This is a genomic window from Rhodovarius sp. (assembly GCF_040399605.1).
Lineage (GTDB): Bacteria > Pseudomonadota > Alphaproteobacteria > Acetobacterales > Acetobacteraceae > Rhodovarius > Rhodovarius crocodyli_A.
Genome location: NZ_JBBARU010000080.1, coordinates 1 through 14392 on the forward strand (window position 1 = coordinate 1; position 14392 = coordinate 14392).

The 14392-nt window shown below is 69.7% G+C and carries 15 protein-coding genes; 6 read left to right on the forward strand and 9 right to left on the reverse strand.

Annotated elements, in window-relative coordinates; all coding sequences use genetic code 11:
• Nucleotides 1–152: 152 nt before the first annotated feature.
• From ABWP84_RS15725 to aroB, 9 genes are all read right to left on the reverse strand, one after another.
• Entirely contained in the window at nucleotides 153–1178 is a 1026-nt protein-coding gene (locus tag ABWP84_RS15725; protein WP_353212992.1) for an ABC transporter substrate-binding protein, read from the reverse strand.
• Nucleotides 1179–1374: 196 nt separating this feature from the next.
• A complete protein-coding gene (locus ABWP84_RS15730; protein ID WP_353212993.1) occupies nucleotides 1375–3843 on the reverse strand; it encodes an ATP-binding protein in 2469 nt (822 codons plus the stop codon).
• Nucleotides 3833–4474: a response regulator gene (locus tag ABWP84_RS15735; protein WP_353212994.1), complete on the reverse strand. Its 642-nt coding sequence runs from the start codon at nucleotides 4472–4474 to the stop codon at nucleotides 3833–3835. The genes ABWP84_RS15730 and ABWP84_RS15735 overlap by 11 nt, the downstream gene beginning before the upstream one ends.
• A gap of 83 nt (nucleotides 4475–4557) precedes the next feature.
• Nucleotides 4558–5616 (reverse strand): chemotaxis-specific protein-glutamate methyltransferase CheB, encoded by a 1059-nt coding sequence (gene cheB, locus ABWP84_RS15740; protein WP_353212995.1) that lies wholly within the window; start codon nucleotides 5614–5616, stop codon nucleotides 4558–4560.
• Nucleotides 5613–6602, reverse strand: a complete 990-nt coding sequence (locus ABWP84_RS15745; RefSeq protein ID WP_353212996.1) for a chemotaxis protein CheW — start codon at nucleotides 6600–6602, stop codon at nucleotides 5613–5615. The genes cheB and ABWP84_RS15745 overlap by 4 nt, the downstream gene beginning before the upstream one ends.
• The gene (locus ABWP84_RS15750; RefSeq protein ID WP_353212997.1) at nucleotides 6595–7296 is read right to left on the reverse strand and encodes a CheR family methyltransferase; all 702 of its coding nucleotides are present in this window, start codon (nucleotides 7294–7296) and stop codon (nucleotides 6595–6597) included. Before ABWP84_RS15750 ends, ABWP84_RS15745 begins: the two co-directional genes overlap by 8 nt.
• A gap of 91 nt (nucleotides 7297–7387) precedes the next feature.
• On the reverse strand, nucleotides 7388–7711 hold the full coding sequence (locus ABWP84_RS15755) for an STAS domain-containing protein (RefSeq protein WP_353212998.1): 324 nt from the start codon (nucleotides 7709–7711) through the stop codon (nucleotides 7388–7390).
• Nucleotides 7712–7748: 37 nt separating this feature from the next.
• Nucleotides 7749–8162 (reverse strand): ATP-binding protein, encoded by a 414-nt coding sequence (locus tag ABWP84_RS15760; RefSeq protein WP_353212999.1) that lies wholly within the window; start codon nucleotides 8160–8162, stop codon nucleotides 7749–7751.
• Nucleotides 8159–9802: a 3-dehydroquinate synthase gene (gene aroB, locus ABWP84_RS15765; RefSeq protein WP_353213000.1), complete on the reverse strand. Its 1644-nt coding sequence runs from the start codon at nucleotides 9800–9802 to the stop codon at nucleotides 8159–8161. Before aroB ends, ABWP84_RS15760 begins: the two co-directional genes overlap by 4 nt.
• A gap of 71 nt (nucleotides 9803–9873) precedes the next feature.
• Between aroB and ABWP84_RS15770 the strand changes: the two genes are divergently transcribed.
• The 6 genes from ABWP84_RS15770 to ABWP84_RS15795 form a co-directional block, all read left to right on the forward strand.
• On the forward strand, nucleotides 9874–10053 hold the full coding sequence (locus ABWP84_RS15770; protein ID WP_353213001.1) for a hypothetical protein: 180 nt from the start codon (nucleotides 9874–9876) through the stop codon (nucleotides 10051–10053).
• Nucleotides 10053–10985 (forward strand): tyrosine recombinase, encoded by a 933-nt coding sequence (locus ABWP84_RS15775; protein WP_353213002.1) that lies wholly within the window; start codon nucleotides 10053–10055, stop codon nucleotides 10983–10985. Before ABWP84_RS15770 ends, ABWP84_RS15775 begins: the two co-directional genes overlap by 1 nt.
• Nucleotides 10986–11027: 42 nt before the next feature.
• Complete coding sequence (locus ABWP84_RS15780; protein WP_353213003.1) at nucleotides 11028–12119, forward strand: 2-aminoethylphosphonate--pyruvate transaminase; 1092 nt, start codon at nucleotides 11028–11030, stop codon at nucleotides 12117–12119.
• Nucleotides 12119–13021, forward strand: coding sequence for a YicC/YloC family endoribonuclease (locus ABWP84_RS15785; protein WP_353213004.1), 903 nt, complete (start codon nucleotides 12119–12121; stop codon nucleotides 13019–13021). Before ABWP84_RS15780 ends, ABWP84_RS15785 begins: the two co-directional genes overlap by 1 nt.
• Nucleotides 13011–13646, forward strand: a complete 636-nt coding sequence (gene gmk, locus ABWP84_RS15790; protein ID WP_353213005.1) for a guanylate kinase — start codon at nucleotides 13011–13013, stop codon at nucleotides 13644–13646. Before ABWP84_RS15785 ends, gmk begins: the two co-directional genes overlap by 11 nt.
• A partial coding sequence (locus ABWP84_RS15795) for an AEC family transporter (protein ID WP_353213006.1) occupies nucleotides 13646–14392 on the forward strand: 747 nt, incomplete at its 3' end. The genes gmk and ABWP84_RS15795, both read left to right, overlap by 1 nt.

The following is a 14392-nucleotide window of genomic DNA, read 5'->3' on the forward strand; positions in this document are numbered from 1 at the left end:
GCGCTTCTGTCAGCGCACCCTCCAAATCGGAGGAACTACGGAATCAGGACACTAGGCTGCAGTGACCTCGGATGAGGATCTGCGGCAAAGCAAGCTCCACCCTCCCAAATCCACCCGCAAAATGCCGAAAGGCCCTCTGATCCCATTCAGTTTCAGACCAATACGCGCTCGGCTGCGGGCGGCAGGAAGCGGTCGGTGTGGAAGCGGTCGGGGCTGGGCATATCACCCAGATTATAGGCCTGTTTCACCGCCTCGATCTGGCGCTGCAGGCGCGGCGCCTCGATGACGCCCATGCCAAGCCGGCGCACATTGGGGCCATCCACCAGCTCATCCATCGCCATTGTCTGGCGGATGGTTTCAATCGCCACATCGGTCAGCGGCTCACGCGCCTGCAGGGCAGCAATGGCGCCAGCACGGTTATGGAAGGACCATTTCATCGAGCGATACAGCGCCGCCACCAGCGCGCGCAGCGTGTCCGGGTTGCGCTCGGCATAGGTGCGGGTGGTCAGCAGCACCGAACCATAGAAGAAATCCATGCCGTGCTCGCGGTAGCGGAAGATGCGCTGCGCCGGCAGGTCCATCCCCAATGCCTTGAGAGACAGGGCGGTGGAGGTGACGAAGCCGGTGATGCCATCGGCACGGCGCTGCGCCAGCATGGGCTCACGCAGTTCCGGCGCCACGCTGAGCCAGTTGATCGAGGAGAAGGGAATATTGTTGATCGCGGCGAAAACCGGGAAAACCTGGCGGCCGCCATCAAATTCGGGGGCGGCCAGGGTCTTGCCGGCCAGATGGCTGATCTGGGTGATCGGGCCATCGGCGCGCACTGTCACCGCCGTCGGTGCCTGGTCCCACATGAGGCCAACCGCGATGAGGTCGTTATTGGGGTTCTGGCTCATGAAGCGCAGCAGCGGCGTGGGATCGCACATCGCCACGTCAAACGAGCCGGCCGCCATGTCCAGCGGCACACGGGCGGAGCCGAAGCCGCGCGAGAGCGAGACCTCCAGCCCGGCCTCGCGGAAGAAGCCCTGGGTCACGCCCGCGGCGCCAAAAGCGTAGGGGCCGCTGAACAGCCAGTCGAAGGAGAAGCGCACGGCGCGGGTCTGGCCGCGGGCGGCAAAGGGCGCGGCCAGCGCGGCAGCGGCACCCAGTGCCGTGCGGCGGGAAATCTCATGGGTCATCGGGCAGCCTCCGGGTGGTGTTGCGTTGGCCCGACATGCTGCATGCGGCGGCCCTGCCACAAGCGCCACGATGCGCCGGCACGGCGAGGCCAGGCGCGCTTCGCCGCAAGATGGCGCAAACCGCCCCAGCGCCTGCCGCTTTGCAAGGCATTGCCGCCCGGCCAGGCGGCGGCGGAGAAATGGTAAGGCGCGGGTGCTAGCCGCCCAGCCCATCCGGCTCCAGCACCAAGACCGGCTCGCCACTCCCGAGCATACCCACGGCGGAAAGCCCCGGCAGCGCCGCCAGCCCAGGATGCAGCGGCCGCAGCAGTAAATCCGTCCGCCGCGTCACCCTCGCCACCTGCAGCGCCAGGCGCCCTGCCGGGCGCTCCAGCACCAACATGCCGCCGCAGGGCGCCCAGGGCAGGCCCAAAGCCGCCTCCAGCGCCACCATCGGCAAGCCGCCTGCATCCTCCTCCGCCCCCAACACCGAGACGACCCTGCCCGCCGGCACGGCATAGGGATGGCCGCCAGCCTCCACCAGCAACACCGGCTGGATGGCGGCACTCGTGGGCAGGGTGAGGGTGAAACTGGTACCCTCACCCAGCCGGCTGGCGATGGACATATGCCCCCCGGCACGGCGCACCGCATCATGCACCACATCCAGCCCCACCCCGCGGCCCGAAACATCGGTGACCTCCGTGCGGGTGGAAAACCCGGCCCGCAGCAGCAGCGCATGGGTTGCCGCCTCGCTGAGCACCGTGCCAGGGGCGATCAGGCCGCGCTCCTCGGCCACGCGGCGCACCCGCGCGGCGTCGATGCCACCGCCATCGTCACTGACGGTGATCTGCACCTGGCCGGGCAGGCGCTCGGCCGCCACCCGCACCATCGCCTCAGCCGGTTTTGGCCCGCGCCCACCGGCGGGCTCAATGCCATGATCAACAGCATTGCGCACAAGATGCAGCAGCGGGTCGGCCAACAATTCAATCACGCTACGGTCGATACGCACATCCTCACCCGCCAGTTCCAGCCTCACCGGCTTGCCCGCGCCATCGGCCACGCTGCGCACCGCGCGCGGCAGGCGCTGGAACAGCGCGCCCACCGGCACCACCCGCAACTCCAGAACCGCCTCATCGAGTTGGCGCATCGAAAGGCCCAGCCTGGAATCGGCACCCGACATCCGGTTCCGCAGGGCATTGATCTGCCCCGTCGCCGCGGCCAATTGCCTAGCCGCACTGCCCCCCAGCCGATGCTCGGTGGCTGCGATGGCCTCCATCGCCGCCGCCATGCTGGGGTCACGCAGCGCATCCGAGAGGGCGGCGGCCGCGGCGCGCATTTCGGCAGCCAGTGTAATGATATTATCAACCACATCCTGGCGCACGCGCAGACTGGGCGCCACCGGGGCCATGGGTACCGCGGCGAGGGTGATGGCTGTGGCGGGCGCCAGGCTCAGCACATGGCGCTTATCCGGGTCGGCCAGGGCCAACGCCGCGCGCAGCCCCTCCTCGGCCGTGGCCGAGGCCAGCAACAGGTCCAGCTGCGGCGGATTGCTCTGCGGCACCAGAATGCTGCCCAGCACCTCGCCCGCACCGCGCAGCCAAAATTCCAGCGCCGCCTCATCCTCCGGCGCGCCACCGGTGATGGCGCGCACGCGATAGAGCAGCAGCCCCGCCGCCAACGCCGCCAGCGCACGGCGGGTGGCGCCGGGGGAGAGAGCGGCGGCGAAATCAGCCGGCAACCGGTCATCACTGGCAAGGCTGTCCAGCCCCAACCCGCGCAGCGCGGCGAGGCTGCCATGGCGCAGCGCCACCGCCCAGGCAGCCTCATGCCGGGCCAGCGCGGCGGTGGCATCGGCATCGGGCAGCCGGGCGCAGAGGTCCTGCAGCCGGCGCAGCGCCAATTCGGCCTCGGCCTCGCCCAGGGCATAGGCGGCATCGGCCGCATCGCCGGCCAGGGCCGGGTCATGCGCGGCAGCGGCCAGCGCCGCCAGCAGGGGGGCTGCATCGCCAAAGGCCTGGGGCAATGCCGGCATTGGCTCCCCCACCTGCTCGGCCAGCAGCAGGATCATCCGCCAGAGCCGGCCAGTGCGCGGCAGGCCGGGCGGGGCGGCGAGTTGCGCGGCGAGGCGATGCAGCCCCATCTCGGCGCAGGCCTCCACCAACTCAGGCTGCGGTTGCCCCGCGGCCAGGGCGGGGGCGGCCTCGACCAGCATGGAGAACAGGGTGGCCAGCAGCGGGTCCTGCACATCAGGTGCCGGTGCAGCCTGCGACGGCGGGGCGGCGGCACGCGGCGATGGGGCTTCAGGCGGCGCCTGCCCAGGATCCAGCAGCGCCGAGAGCGCGGCCAGCACCGCCGGCGGTGGTGGCAGATCCTCCCCCCGCTCCAGCAGCGCCGCGCGCGCCAAGCGCAGCGCATCGCCCGCCTGCAGCAGGGCCGGCGCCGCGCGCGCCACCGAAAGCTTGCCCTGCCGTGCCAGCCCCAGCGCATCCTCGGCGCGATGGGCCAGCGCCTTCATGCCCGCAGCGCCCACGGCATCGCTCATGCCCTTGAGCGAATGAAAGGCGCGGAACAGCGCATCGATCGCCGGGCGCGCCTCGCTGGGCGGGTTCAGCCCGGCCTCGATGGCGTCGAGGTGCTCCTCCGTCTCTACGGCGAATTCGTCGCGCAGCGATTCCTCAAGCGGCATGGGGCAACCCCAAAGCGATGCGGGCCGCGCGCAGCAAATCGGCGCCGCGCTGCTGCGCCATATCCAGGCTCAAAGCCCCCGAAGGCTTGGCCACCACCCCCGCAGCCCCCAGGCGCATCGCCTCCAGCGCTACCTCCCCCCCGGACAGGGCGGAGGAGCTGACAACCAGCACCTGGCCCGGCCCGCGCAACGCCCAACGCCGCAGCACGCCCAATCCATTCAAGACGGGCATTTCGATGTCCAGCAATGTGAGGCTGGGTTGCAGCCTGGCCATGGCGGCAAGGCCGGCCTCGCCATCCCCGGCCTCGCCGAGGACGGCAAATGCCCCATCCTCGGCGATAATCTCGCGCAGAATCCGCCGCATGGTCGGGCTGTCATCAATGATCAGCACGCCAGCGCCCTTAGGTCCGTCCTGGGGAGCGTGCATGGGGGGGCGCAGCATGGTTTCCGCCTGGGCGGCCAAGGCATCGGGGGGCAGCACACCAATATGCTGGGCCAGCGCCTCGGCCCCAGGCGCCTCGGCCAGCGCGCGCAAATTCGCCAGCGCCCGGGCATCCCCGGGCGCTGCCGCCAATCGGGCGCAGGCGACGGCCCATTCCGGCAGGAAGGCCTCTAGGAGTTCGGCGTCCATGGCGACAGTTTGCACGCGGAGCGCGTGGCAGCGCTAGCCCGGTCATTCACACAATCCAGCCTCTGCTCGGCCAAGGGTGGCTATCAGGCCTGGGTCAAGGCCCGCAGCCGCTCGCCAAGCCTCGCGGGTGCGGCGCTTTCTGCCCCCGGCACCAGCGCCAATACCGCATTGGGCATGCCCGCCACCACACAACTGGCCGCATCCTGCACCAGGATGGGGTAGCCGCGCCGGGCCAGCGCCGCCGCCCCCGCCGCGCCATCCCGCCCCATGCCGGTCAGCACCACGCCCAGCGCAGCATGCGCCACCATCGCCGCCGAGGTGAACAGCACATCCACCGAAGGATGCGCCGCCATTGTCCGCGGCGAGAGCCGCAGCCGCAGCCCGCCCTCAGCCCGGCGCATCAGCGCGCCATTCTGGCCGCCGGGCAGCACCACAACACTGCCGGGTCGCAGGATCGTGCCATCCGCCGCCACCTCCACCATCAGGCCGGAATGCCGGGCCAGGGCCCGAGCGAAATCCGTTGCCATGCCATCGGGCATGTGCTGCGCCAGCACCACCGGCACCGGCAGCAGGCCCATGCCGCCCAGCAGCGCCGCCAAAGCATCCGGCCCCCCGGTGGAGGCGCCCACCACCACCACCTCGAAGGCGCGTGGTTCAACCTGTGGCGCGCCCTGCGGCGCGGGATCGGGGGGCGGCGCGGGAGCTGGAGTGGGGGGCGGTGCCGCGGCCCGATGGGCGCCCCCCCACAGGCGCAGCCGCGCCCGCAACTCACGGTCAAGATGGCCAAGATCCAGCCCGCCCAGCCCGGTATCTTTGTTCAGCCAATCGGCAGCGCCGGCCTGCAACGCCGCCAGCGCCATGGCCGAACCTTCGTTGGTATGGCTGCTGACCATGATGATGGCGGGGGGGTGCGGCTCGGCCATCAGCAGCCGCGTGGCCTCCAGCCCATCCATCACCGGCATTTCGATGTCCATGGCCACCGCATCGGGCGCTAGACGGCGCACCTGCTCGATCGCCGCCGCGCCATCTGCCGCCTCGCCCACCACACGCAGGTCGCCCTCGGCCTCGATGATGCGGCGCAGCGCCAAGCGCATGAAGGCGCTGTCATCCACCACCAAGACGTTCAGCGGCCGGGTATTCATGCGCCACGCGCCAGCCAGGCGGGGTCCAGCACCGGCACTGCCACGCCGGCGGGCCAGCACACCGCGCGCATGGCGCTGGCCGCATTGGCGGCGCTGATCGCCGATAGCGGCACCCGGCGAAGGCCTTCCACCATCGCCACCGCCACCGCCACACCACCCAGCCGCAGCATCGGCACCGCGTCCTGGCCCAGCACCGCAGGCCCACCCAGGGCAAGCCCTGCATCGAAGACCGGCAGCACCTGGCCGCGATGCGCCACGATATGCGCGTGGTCAGGGCCTGGCACCGGCAGAACCGGCGGCAGCACCGCCTCCACCTCCAGCGCCGGCAGGGCGAAACGGATGCCGCCCGCAGTGCAGAACAGCAGCGGCAGGCTGGGTGGCTCAAGCCGAGGCGCAATGCTGGGTGCCAGCGGTGCCAGGACCCAGGCGCCCTCGGGCAGCCATTCGGTGCCGCCCGCGGCGGGATCGGGGCGCAACTCGGCACAACCCAGCCCGATCAGCCGCCCCTCCAGGCGCAGCACCGCCAGCAGGCTCTGCGGCTGCGGCCCCTCCAGCACCAGCACCGCAGCCCCGGCCATAGCCAGGCCCAACACGCCTGGCGGCGCAAAGGCCAGGGGCTGCACCTCCGGCCAGGGCAGCACGCGCTCCAAGGCGGCGCGCGGCACCAGCACATCCGCGGCTGCACCACGTAGCAAGCGCATGCCCGGCATGGCGCCCAGGGCGGTGGTGGTGGCGGTGGCGGTGGCGCGCGGCGTCAAGGGGCCGCCCGCCGCGGCGGGCGGTGGCGGGTTGGGGCCGGCGGGCGGCGGCACGGCACCCGGTGCCGCTTCGGCAATCAACGCCGCACCATCGAAATGCCACAGCGTGCCGGGCCATTCCGCGACGCCATCGGCATCATGCACCGGCCAGGCGGCGCCATCGACAAAGCCGACCCAGCCGCCGGGCATGCGGCGCAGCAGCGGTGGCTGTTCCAGGCGCTCAGCCATGGTAGAACACCGCCAAGCCGGCGGGCCGGAAGGCACCGCCCGGCGCGCTATCGGTCACTCCCAGCGCCAGCATCCCGCCCGGCAGCAGCCGCTCCGTCAGGCCGGTCACTACCTGCCCTCGCGCCACGTTATCCATATATATTAATACATTACGACACAGGATCACATCAAAATCGCCCAAACTCGCTGGCAATTCCAGCAGGCTCGCACGTTCGAAACGCACAATGGCGCGCAGGCTCGGATGCAAAAATGGCTTGCCGCCCTCGCCCTCCAACCAAGCCCGATACTGGGCTGGCACGCTGGCCAGCGGCGCGCCAAGGCGCAGGCCTATTCCCCCCTCCGCCGCGCTGCGCAGCGCCGGGCGGCTGACATCCACCCCAACCACCTCGACAGCAGCGCCAGGGGCATGGGCACGTGCCTGATGCAGGCCGATGGCGGCCAGGGTAAAGGCCTCCTCCCCGGTGGCACAGCCGGCCGAAAGTAGGCGCAGCGCCCGCCCCTCGGCACGCGCCCGGAGCAGCAGCGGCGGCAGGCGCCGCTCGATGAGTTCCAGCTGGGCCGGGCTGCGGAAGAGCTGCGTCTCCTGCACCGTGACGGCATCAGGCAAGGCCGCCCAATTCGCATCCCCAAGCAGGGGTTGGGCCGGCAGCTTGGCCAAAAGTGCCGCAGCGCGTTCCAGCCGGGACTCGAGCACCGGTGAGGGCGCCAACCCCGCCAACGTCCGAAGCCCGGCCTGCGCATGTTGCAATGCGTGGCCGGCCAATATGCCCGGCCGGGACAGCGATCTAGGCCGCCACGGCCTCGGCCAGTGTGGCGTAGGACGGGATGATCTTATCGAAGCCGCTGATCTCGAAGACCTCACGCACCGCAGGCTGCAGGCCAACGAGGGAATAGGCCGCCCCCTTCGCCTTGGCCTCCTTGGCGAGCTTCAGCAGGATGCGAAGCCCAGCGGAGCTGACATAGCGCACCTGCGTCATGTCCAGCACCATACCAGGGGCGGCAAGCATCCCGATCAGCGTGGCCTCAGCCTCGGCAGCCGTTGCGGTGTCGAGCCGCCCTTCGAGGGTAGCGACGTTCAGCGCGCCAGATTTGGATGAAGTGATCTGCATGGTGATATCCTGTGGAATGGTGGACGCAAGTCTGCCGTTATTCGGCCGCGGCATCCAGGGTGATGGTGAAAATGTTGTGGCCACCCTCGCGCCGCCAATGCGAACTCGATGCCAGTTTCTCGACGAAATGCACACCCAGGCCACCCAGCGCACGCTCCTCGAGGCTGGCACTGGTGTTGGCCTCACCGCGGCCCAGCGGGTCGTATTCCGGCCCGTCATCGGTCAGGGTGAAGGTCACCGCATCCGGCCCGCGCGACACATCCACGGCGAAGAAGGTAGCGCCACGGGCATGCATCACCACATTCGCGGCCAACTCATCGGCCAGCAGCACAAGGCGAGAGGCGGCTTTCATCGGCAATTCCTGCGCCTCGGCATAGGCTTCCAGCGCGTCGAGAAGCGTGGTCACTTGGGCTGCCTCGGGCGCGAGGCGCAGATGAAGCGTATCGGTCACGGTGCGCAGCCTTCCTCAAGCAACATGGCTTCGACGAGCGCTTCGGCCACACCATCGGCGGTATAGGCAGCACCGGCCTGGCGGAACAGCACGAAGCGCAGCGCACCATCGCGCGCCTTCTTGTCGGCCCGCATGCGAGCAATCAGGGTGGCGGCGGAAAAGCCCCTGGGCAGGTCGCGGATGCGGGCAGGCAGGCCCACCGCCTCCAGATGGCTCAACACCCGCCCCGGCCATTCCTGTGAACACTGCCCCAGCCTGGCCGAGAGCATCGCCGCCAGGCCCAGGCCGATGCCCACCGCCTCACCATGCAGCAGCGAGCCGTCATAGCCGCATTCGGCCTCCAGCGCATGGCCGAAGGTGTGGCCCAGATTGAGCAGGGCGCGGCCACCATCCGACGCCTCCTCAAACTCATCGGCCACCACCACGGCGGATTTCAGCTTGCAGGATTCCAGCACCGCATGGGTCAGCGCCGCCGGGTCACCGGCCATGGCGGCGGGGCCATGGGTCTCGCACCATTCCCAGAGCGCCCCCTGCAGCAGGCCGTGCTTGGCCACCTCCGCCCAGCCGGCGCGCAACTCGCGCAGCGGCAGGGTGGCCAATACCGCGGTGTCGGCCAGCACCGCGCGGGGCTGGTGGAAGGCGCCCAGCAGGTTCTTGCCCTGCGCCGTATTGATGCCGGTCTTGCCGCCCACCGAGCTATCCACCTGGGCCAGCAGCGTGGTGGGGCATTGCACGAAAGGCAGGCCGCGCAGGATGGTGGCGGCGGCGAAACCGGCCAGATCACCCACTACGCCACCACCCAGCGCCACCACCGCCATCCGGCGGTCTGGCCGCGTGGCCAGAATGGCCTCCACCACCCGCTGATACTGCGCCATGGATTTGGCCCCCTCGCCCGGCGGCACCAGGCATTCCAAGGCGATGCTGAAGCCAGCCTCGGTCAAGCCGGCGCGCAGCGTGGGCAGGTGCAGCGCCGCCACCGCCTCATCAGAGATAATGGCCACGCGCTTGCCGGGCAGGGCGTCGGCCAAATGCGAACCAGCGCGGCCCAGCAGGCCCGGGCCCACCAGCACATCATAGCCCCGCCGGCCCAGCGGCACCGGCAGGCGAGCGGGGGGACGATGGCTCAGCACCGCCTGTTCCACCCGTTTCGTTGTGGTTTCGGGATGTTCATCCACACATTCGATCACGATATCAGCCTCGGCGAACAGAGGATGGCGGGCCTCGGCCAGCCGTTCCAGCACCTCGGCCGGGTTCTTGTTGAGAAACAGCGGCCGATGCTCCCGCCCCGCGACACGGCGCAGCAGAACGGGCATGGCACAGCGCAGCCAGACGGTGATGACCGGCGCCGCCTTGATGGCGGCACGGGTGCCTGGGTCGGCAAAGGCGCCGCCGCCAGTGGCCAGCACCATGCCCCCACCCGCCGCCGCCTGGCTCATCAGCCGGGTGATCACCCGCCTCTCGCCATCACGGAAATGCGCCTCGCCATAGCGGGCAAAGATCTCGGTGATGGGAATGCCGGCGGCCGCCTCGATTTCGGTATCGGCATCGAGGAATGGCAGATGCATCCGCGCGGCCAGACGCTTGCCGATGCTGGTCTTGCCGGCACCGGGCATGCCCACCAGCACAATGGTGGGCGGCATCGAAATTTCAGGCAGGGGCGATTCCTGCGGGACCAGGTTGCGTGACACGACACAGACGGTCTAGCACAGGCTTGCTCCCCTACCGAAAGGATCACCCCGCAAAAATGTTCCGCCGCCCGCTTCTGCTGGTCGTCCTGCTGCTGTCAGGCCTGGGCGTGCTCGGTGTGCTGGGCCTCGCGGCCTTCCCGCCAGGCGCCGTTCCCGTCCCGGTTGAGCGCGTGCTGCCCAATGAACGTTTCCAGGTGAGGTGATGGCGGCCGCGCCGGCAGCCCGCCTGCTGGAGATGTTTCTCGACATGCTGGCCGCCGAGCGGAATGCAGCCCGCAATACCCTGCTGGCCTATCGTGCCGATCTGGTTGATTTTCTCTCCCAGCACGGCGCCGATGCGCAGGCAGGTGATTGTCGCGCCCATCTCGCCGGGCTCGCCGCCGCCGGCCTCTCAGCCCGCAGCCAGGCGCGAAAACTCTCCGCCATGCGGCAATTCTTCCGCTTCCTGGCGCGCGAGGGCCTGCGCGGCGATGACCCGACCGAGTTGCTGGACAGCCCCCGCCTGCCCGCCTCCCTGCCCAAGGCCCTCAGCGAGGCCGAGGTGGCGGCGCTGATCGAGGGGGCCGCAAAACTCTCGGCTGCGCATGCGCCCCTGGCGGTGGCGGCGATCGAATTGCTCTATTGCTCCGGCCTGCGTGCCAGCGAATTGGTGACCCTGCCGCCGGGCGCTATGCGCGCCGATAGCCCGCTCATCGCCGTGCGCGGCAAGGGCGGCAAGGAGAGGCTGGTGCCCATCTCCGAGCGCGCGCGCGCGGCGGCGGCCGCGGCGCATGGCGGCATGCAACACCGTGGCAAGGGCCGGCCGGTGGCAGCGCGCTACCTCTTTCCTGCCCGAGGCAAGCAGGGCCATCTCACCCGCCAAGCGCTGGGGCTGCTGCTGAAGGAGGCGGCGCTGGCCGCCGGCCTGGCGCCCGAGCGGGTCTCGCCACACGTGCTAAGGCACTCATTTGCATCGCATTTGCTGGGGCGCGGGGCGGATCTGCGCAGCCTGCAAATCCTGCTCGGCCATGCCGATATCACCACCACCCAGGTCTATACCAAGGTGCTGGAGGAACGCCTGCGCGCCCTTGTGGAGGCGCATCATCCCCTGGCGGCGGAAAGCCCGGGCAAAGGGCGGGGCGCGCCAGGACGCTGATCCCCCATTTCAATACGCCGGGGCAGGGTTTACACGCGGGCCATGATTCTCCTCACCCCTGGCCCGGTGCAGACCGCGCCGCAAACCCGCGCCGCCATGGCCCAGGACATTGCCCCCTGGGACAATGATTTCCGCGCCGTCTATGCCCGCATCCGCGAGAGGGTTCTGGCCCTGGCCGGCGGCGTGCCGGGGGAGCATGCCTGCCTGCCGCTGCAAGGGGCGGGGCATTTCATCGTCGAAGCCGCCATACGCTCCCTCGTGCCCGCGGGTGGGGCCATCATCGTGCCGATGAACGGCGCCTATGCCGAGCGCGTGCTGCTGCTGGCGCGCGGGGCGGGCTGGGTGGCGCATGCATGGCCGGTGCCCGACACACGCGGCGTCACCGCCGAGGATGTCGAGGCGGCCTTCGCAGCGCACCCAGAGGCCACGCATTTCGCCACCGTCTACAGCGAAACCGGTGCTGGCATCGTCAATCGCCCCGAGATCATCGGCCCGGTGCTGCGCGCCCTGGGCAAGCGCCTCATTCTGGACGCCGTCTCCGCCTTCGGCGCGCTGCCATTTTCCATGGAAGATCACCCGGAATGCGACGCCGTGGTCTTCACCTCCAATAAATGCATCGAGGGCCTGCCCGGCATCGCCTTTTGCGTGGCGCGGGTGGATGCGCTGGAACAGGGCCGCGCGGGCTCCTGGAGCCTCGATTTGTGGGAAATCCTCAATATCGCGCTGAAGAGCGGCTGGGGCAGCTTTCGCTTCACGCCGCCGGTGCAGGCGCTGGCCGCCTTCGACGTGGCGCTCGACCTCTTCGATGCCGAGGGCGGCCAGCCCGCCCGCCTCGCCCGCTACCGCGAAAATATGCGCATCCTCTATGAGGGCGCGCTGAAACTCGGCCTGCGACCCTATGTGGACCAGGCCGAGCAGGGGCCGATCATCGTCACCCTGCACCAGCCGCCGGGGTTTGACCTGCAAGGCTTCGTCGATGCGCTCAAGGCGCGCGGCGTGCTGATCAGCAATTTCTACACCACCAAGACACCCAGCATCCGCATTGGCTGCATCGGCGCCATTACCAATGCCGAGATGACCCAGGCCGTGGCCATCATGGGCGAGGTGCTGGCAAGCACCACCCCGGCCGGCTGATGGCCGCCCTGGCCAGCATGACCGGCTTCTCCCGCGAGAGCGGGGTGCTGCCGACGGATAGCACCCATTACGTCTGGGAATTGCGCAGCGTGAATGGCCGGGGCCTCGATATCCGCCTGCGCCTGCCCGCGGGCATGGATGCGCTGGAACCGGCATTGCGTGAGGCCGCGGGCAAACGGCTCAAGCGCGGCAATATTCAGGCCGGCCTCGCCCTAAAGCTGGAGGCGCGCCCCGCCCTGGCGCTGGACCGCGCCACGCTGGATCGCATGCTGGCCCTCGCATTGGAGGTGGCCGCGCGCATTCCCGGCAGCGAGCCACCCCGTGCCGAGGCGCTGCTCTCCCTGCCCGGCGTATTGCGGGCCGAAGCCACCGAACCCGATGAGGCGGCACAGGCCGCCCAGCACGCCGCCATCCTCGCCGCCTTCCTCCGCGCACTCGACGGGCTGGTCGCGGCCCGCGCGGCGGAGGGTGAGCGGCTGCGGGTCATCCTCGCCGCCCTGCTCGATGAGATCGCAACCCTCTGCGCCGAGGCCGCGCGTGAGGCTGTGGGCCAGCCGCATGCCCAGCGCGCCCGATTGCTGGAAAACCTCGCAGCCCTGCTCGATGGCGATATGCGCGGCAAAATCCCCGAGGAGCGGCTGGCGCAGGAGGTGGCGCTGCTCGCCCAACGCTCCGATGTGCGCGAGGAACTCGACCGGCTGAACGCCCATCTCCACGCCGCGCGAAAATTGCTGGAGGAGGGCGAGGGCGCCGGCCGCAAGCTCGATTTCCTCACCCAGGAATTCGTCCGCGAGGCGAATACCCTGTGCAGCAAATCCGCCTCGGTGGCGCTGACCCGCACCGGCCTCGCGCTCAAGGCGGCCATCGAGCGGTTGAAGGAACAGGCGGCCAATGTCGAGTGAGCCACCCCCGCGGCGCGGCCTCTGCCTGGTGCTCTGCGCCGCATCGGGGGCGGGGAAATCCTCACTCTCCCGCGCGCTGCTGGACAGCGAGGCTGAACTGGCCCTCTCCGTCTCTGCCACCACCCGCGCGCCGCGCCCGGGCGAGCAGGAGGGCGTGCATTACTTCTTCCGCAGCGTGGCGCAATTCCAGGCCATGGTCGCCGCTGGCGAAATGCTCGAACATGCTGAGGTATTCGGCCGCTTCTACGGCACCCCCCGTGCCCCGGTGGAGACAGCCCTGGCGCAGGGCCGCGACGTGCTGTTCGACATTGACTGGCAGGGCCATTTGCTGCTGCGCGCGGCATTGCCCGCCGATGTGGTCTGCATCCATCTCCTGCCGCCCAGCCTGGCCGAGCTGGAACGCCGCCTCGCCACCCGGGGCCAGGATGACGCCGCCGAGATCGCCCACCGCATGGCGGCGGCACGCAGCGAAATCGCCCATTGGACGGATGCCGACCATGTGCTGGTCAATCATGATTTCGCCGCAACCGTAGCGGCGGTGCGCGCCATCCTGCAGGCCAGCCGCAGCGCCGTTCACCGCCAGCCCGGCATGGCCGGCTTTGTCGATGGGTTGATCGCCGGCTGATGGGCCAGGTGCTGGATGTGGTGGCGCCGGTCTTCGCCATCATCGCGGCGGGTTTTCTGGCCCATTGGCGCGGGATGATCGGCAAAGCCGGCATCGCGGGCCTCAACAGCTTCGCCTTTGCGGTGGCCACACCCGCGCTGCTCTTCGCCTCGGGCACGGCGGGGCATAGCGGTGGCGGCTGGGCCGGGTTGGTATTTTTTACCGCGGCCTTCGCGGTCTATGGCGGGGTATTGCTGGCCGGGCGCTGGCGGGGCTGGAGCCTGCGCCGCAGCGGGCCCATGGCGCTGGACGCCACCTTCGGCAATACGGTGATGATGGGCATTCCACTCATCCTGGCCGCCTATGGCCAGCAGGGGCTGTCGATTTTACTGGTCATCATCGCGCTGCATTCCCTGCTGCTGCTGACCACGGCGACAGTGGTTTCGGAACTCGCGCAAAACGCCCAGGCGCGAAAATGGCTGCTGCTGCGCGTCAGCATTCTGGGCGTGATGCGCAACCCTATCGTGATGGCCGTGCTCTCGGCGCTGGTCTGGAGCACGCTGGGGCTGCCAGTGCCTGATTGGCTGCGAAGAGCGCTGAATTTGGTGGGCGCGGCCACGCCGGGTGTGTCGCTCTTCTGCCTGGGCGCCTCGCTGGTAGGCTTCAACCTGGCGGCGGGCTGGCGGCAGATGAGTGTCACGGTGGTGGCCAAGCTGCTGCTGCTGCCGGCGATGGTGTTCTGCCTGTGCCGGCTGCTGGGGCTTTCA

Bases quoted from the DNA above. Each gene is read 5' to 3' on its own strand.
- ABWP84_RS15730 (WP_353212993.1), bottom strand. From the start codon at position 3,843: ATGCCGCTTGAGGAATCGCTGCGCGACGAATTCGCCGTAGAGACGGAG.
- ABWP84_RS15745 (WP_353212996.1), bottom strand. From the start codon at position 6,602: ATGGCTGAGCGCCTGGAACAGCCACCGCTGCTGCGCCGCATGCCCGGC.
- ABWP84_RS15775 (WP_353213002.1), top strand. From the start codon at position 10,053: ATGGCGGCCGCGCCGGCAGCCCGCCTGCTGGAGATGTTTCTCGACATG.
- ABWP84_RS15780 (WP_353213003.1), top strand. From the start codon at position 11,028: ATGATTCTCCTCACCCCTGGCCCGGTGCAGACCGCGCCGCAAACCCGC.
- ABWP84_RS15755 (WP_353212998.1), bottom strand. From the start codon at position 7,711: ATGCAGATCACTTCATCCAAATCTGGCGCGCTGAACGTCGCTACCCTC.
- ABWP84_RS15725 (WP_353212992.1), bottom strand. From the start codon at position 1,178: ATGACCCATGAGATTTCCCGCCGCACGGCACTGGGTGCCGCTGCCGCG.
- gmk (WP_353213005.1), top strand. From the start codon at position 13,011: ATGTCGAGTGAGCCACCCCCGCGGCGCGGCCTCTGCCTGGTGCTCTGC.
- ABWP84_RS15785 (WP_353213004.1), top strand. From the start codon at position 12,119: ATGGCCGCCCTGGCCAGCATGACCGGCTTCTCCCGCGAGAGCGGGGTG.
- aroB (WP_353213000.1), bottom strand. From the start codon at position 9,802: ATGCCGCCCACCATTGTGCTGGTGGGCATGCCCGGTGCCGGCAAGACC.
- ABWP84_RS15735 (WP_353212994.1), bottom strand. From the start codon at position 4,474: ATGGACGCCGAACTCCTAGAGGCCTTCCTGCCGGAATGGGCCGTCGCC.
- cheB (WP_353212995.1), bottom strand. From the start codon at position 5,616: ATGAATACCCGGCCGCTGAACGTCTTGGTGGTGGATGACAGCGCCTTC.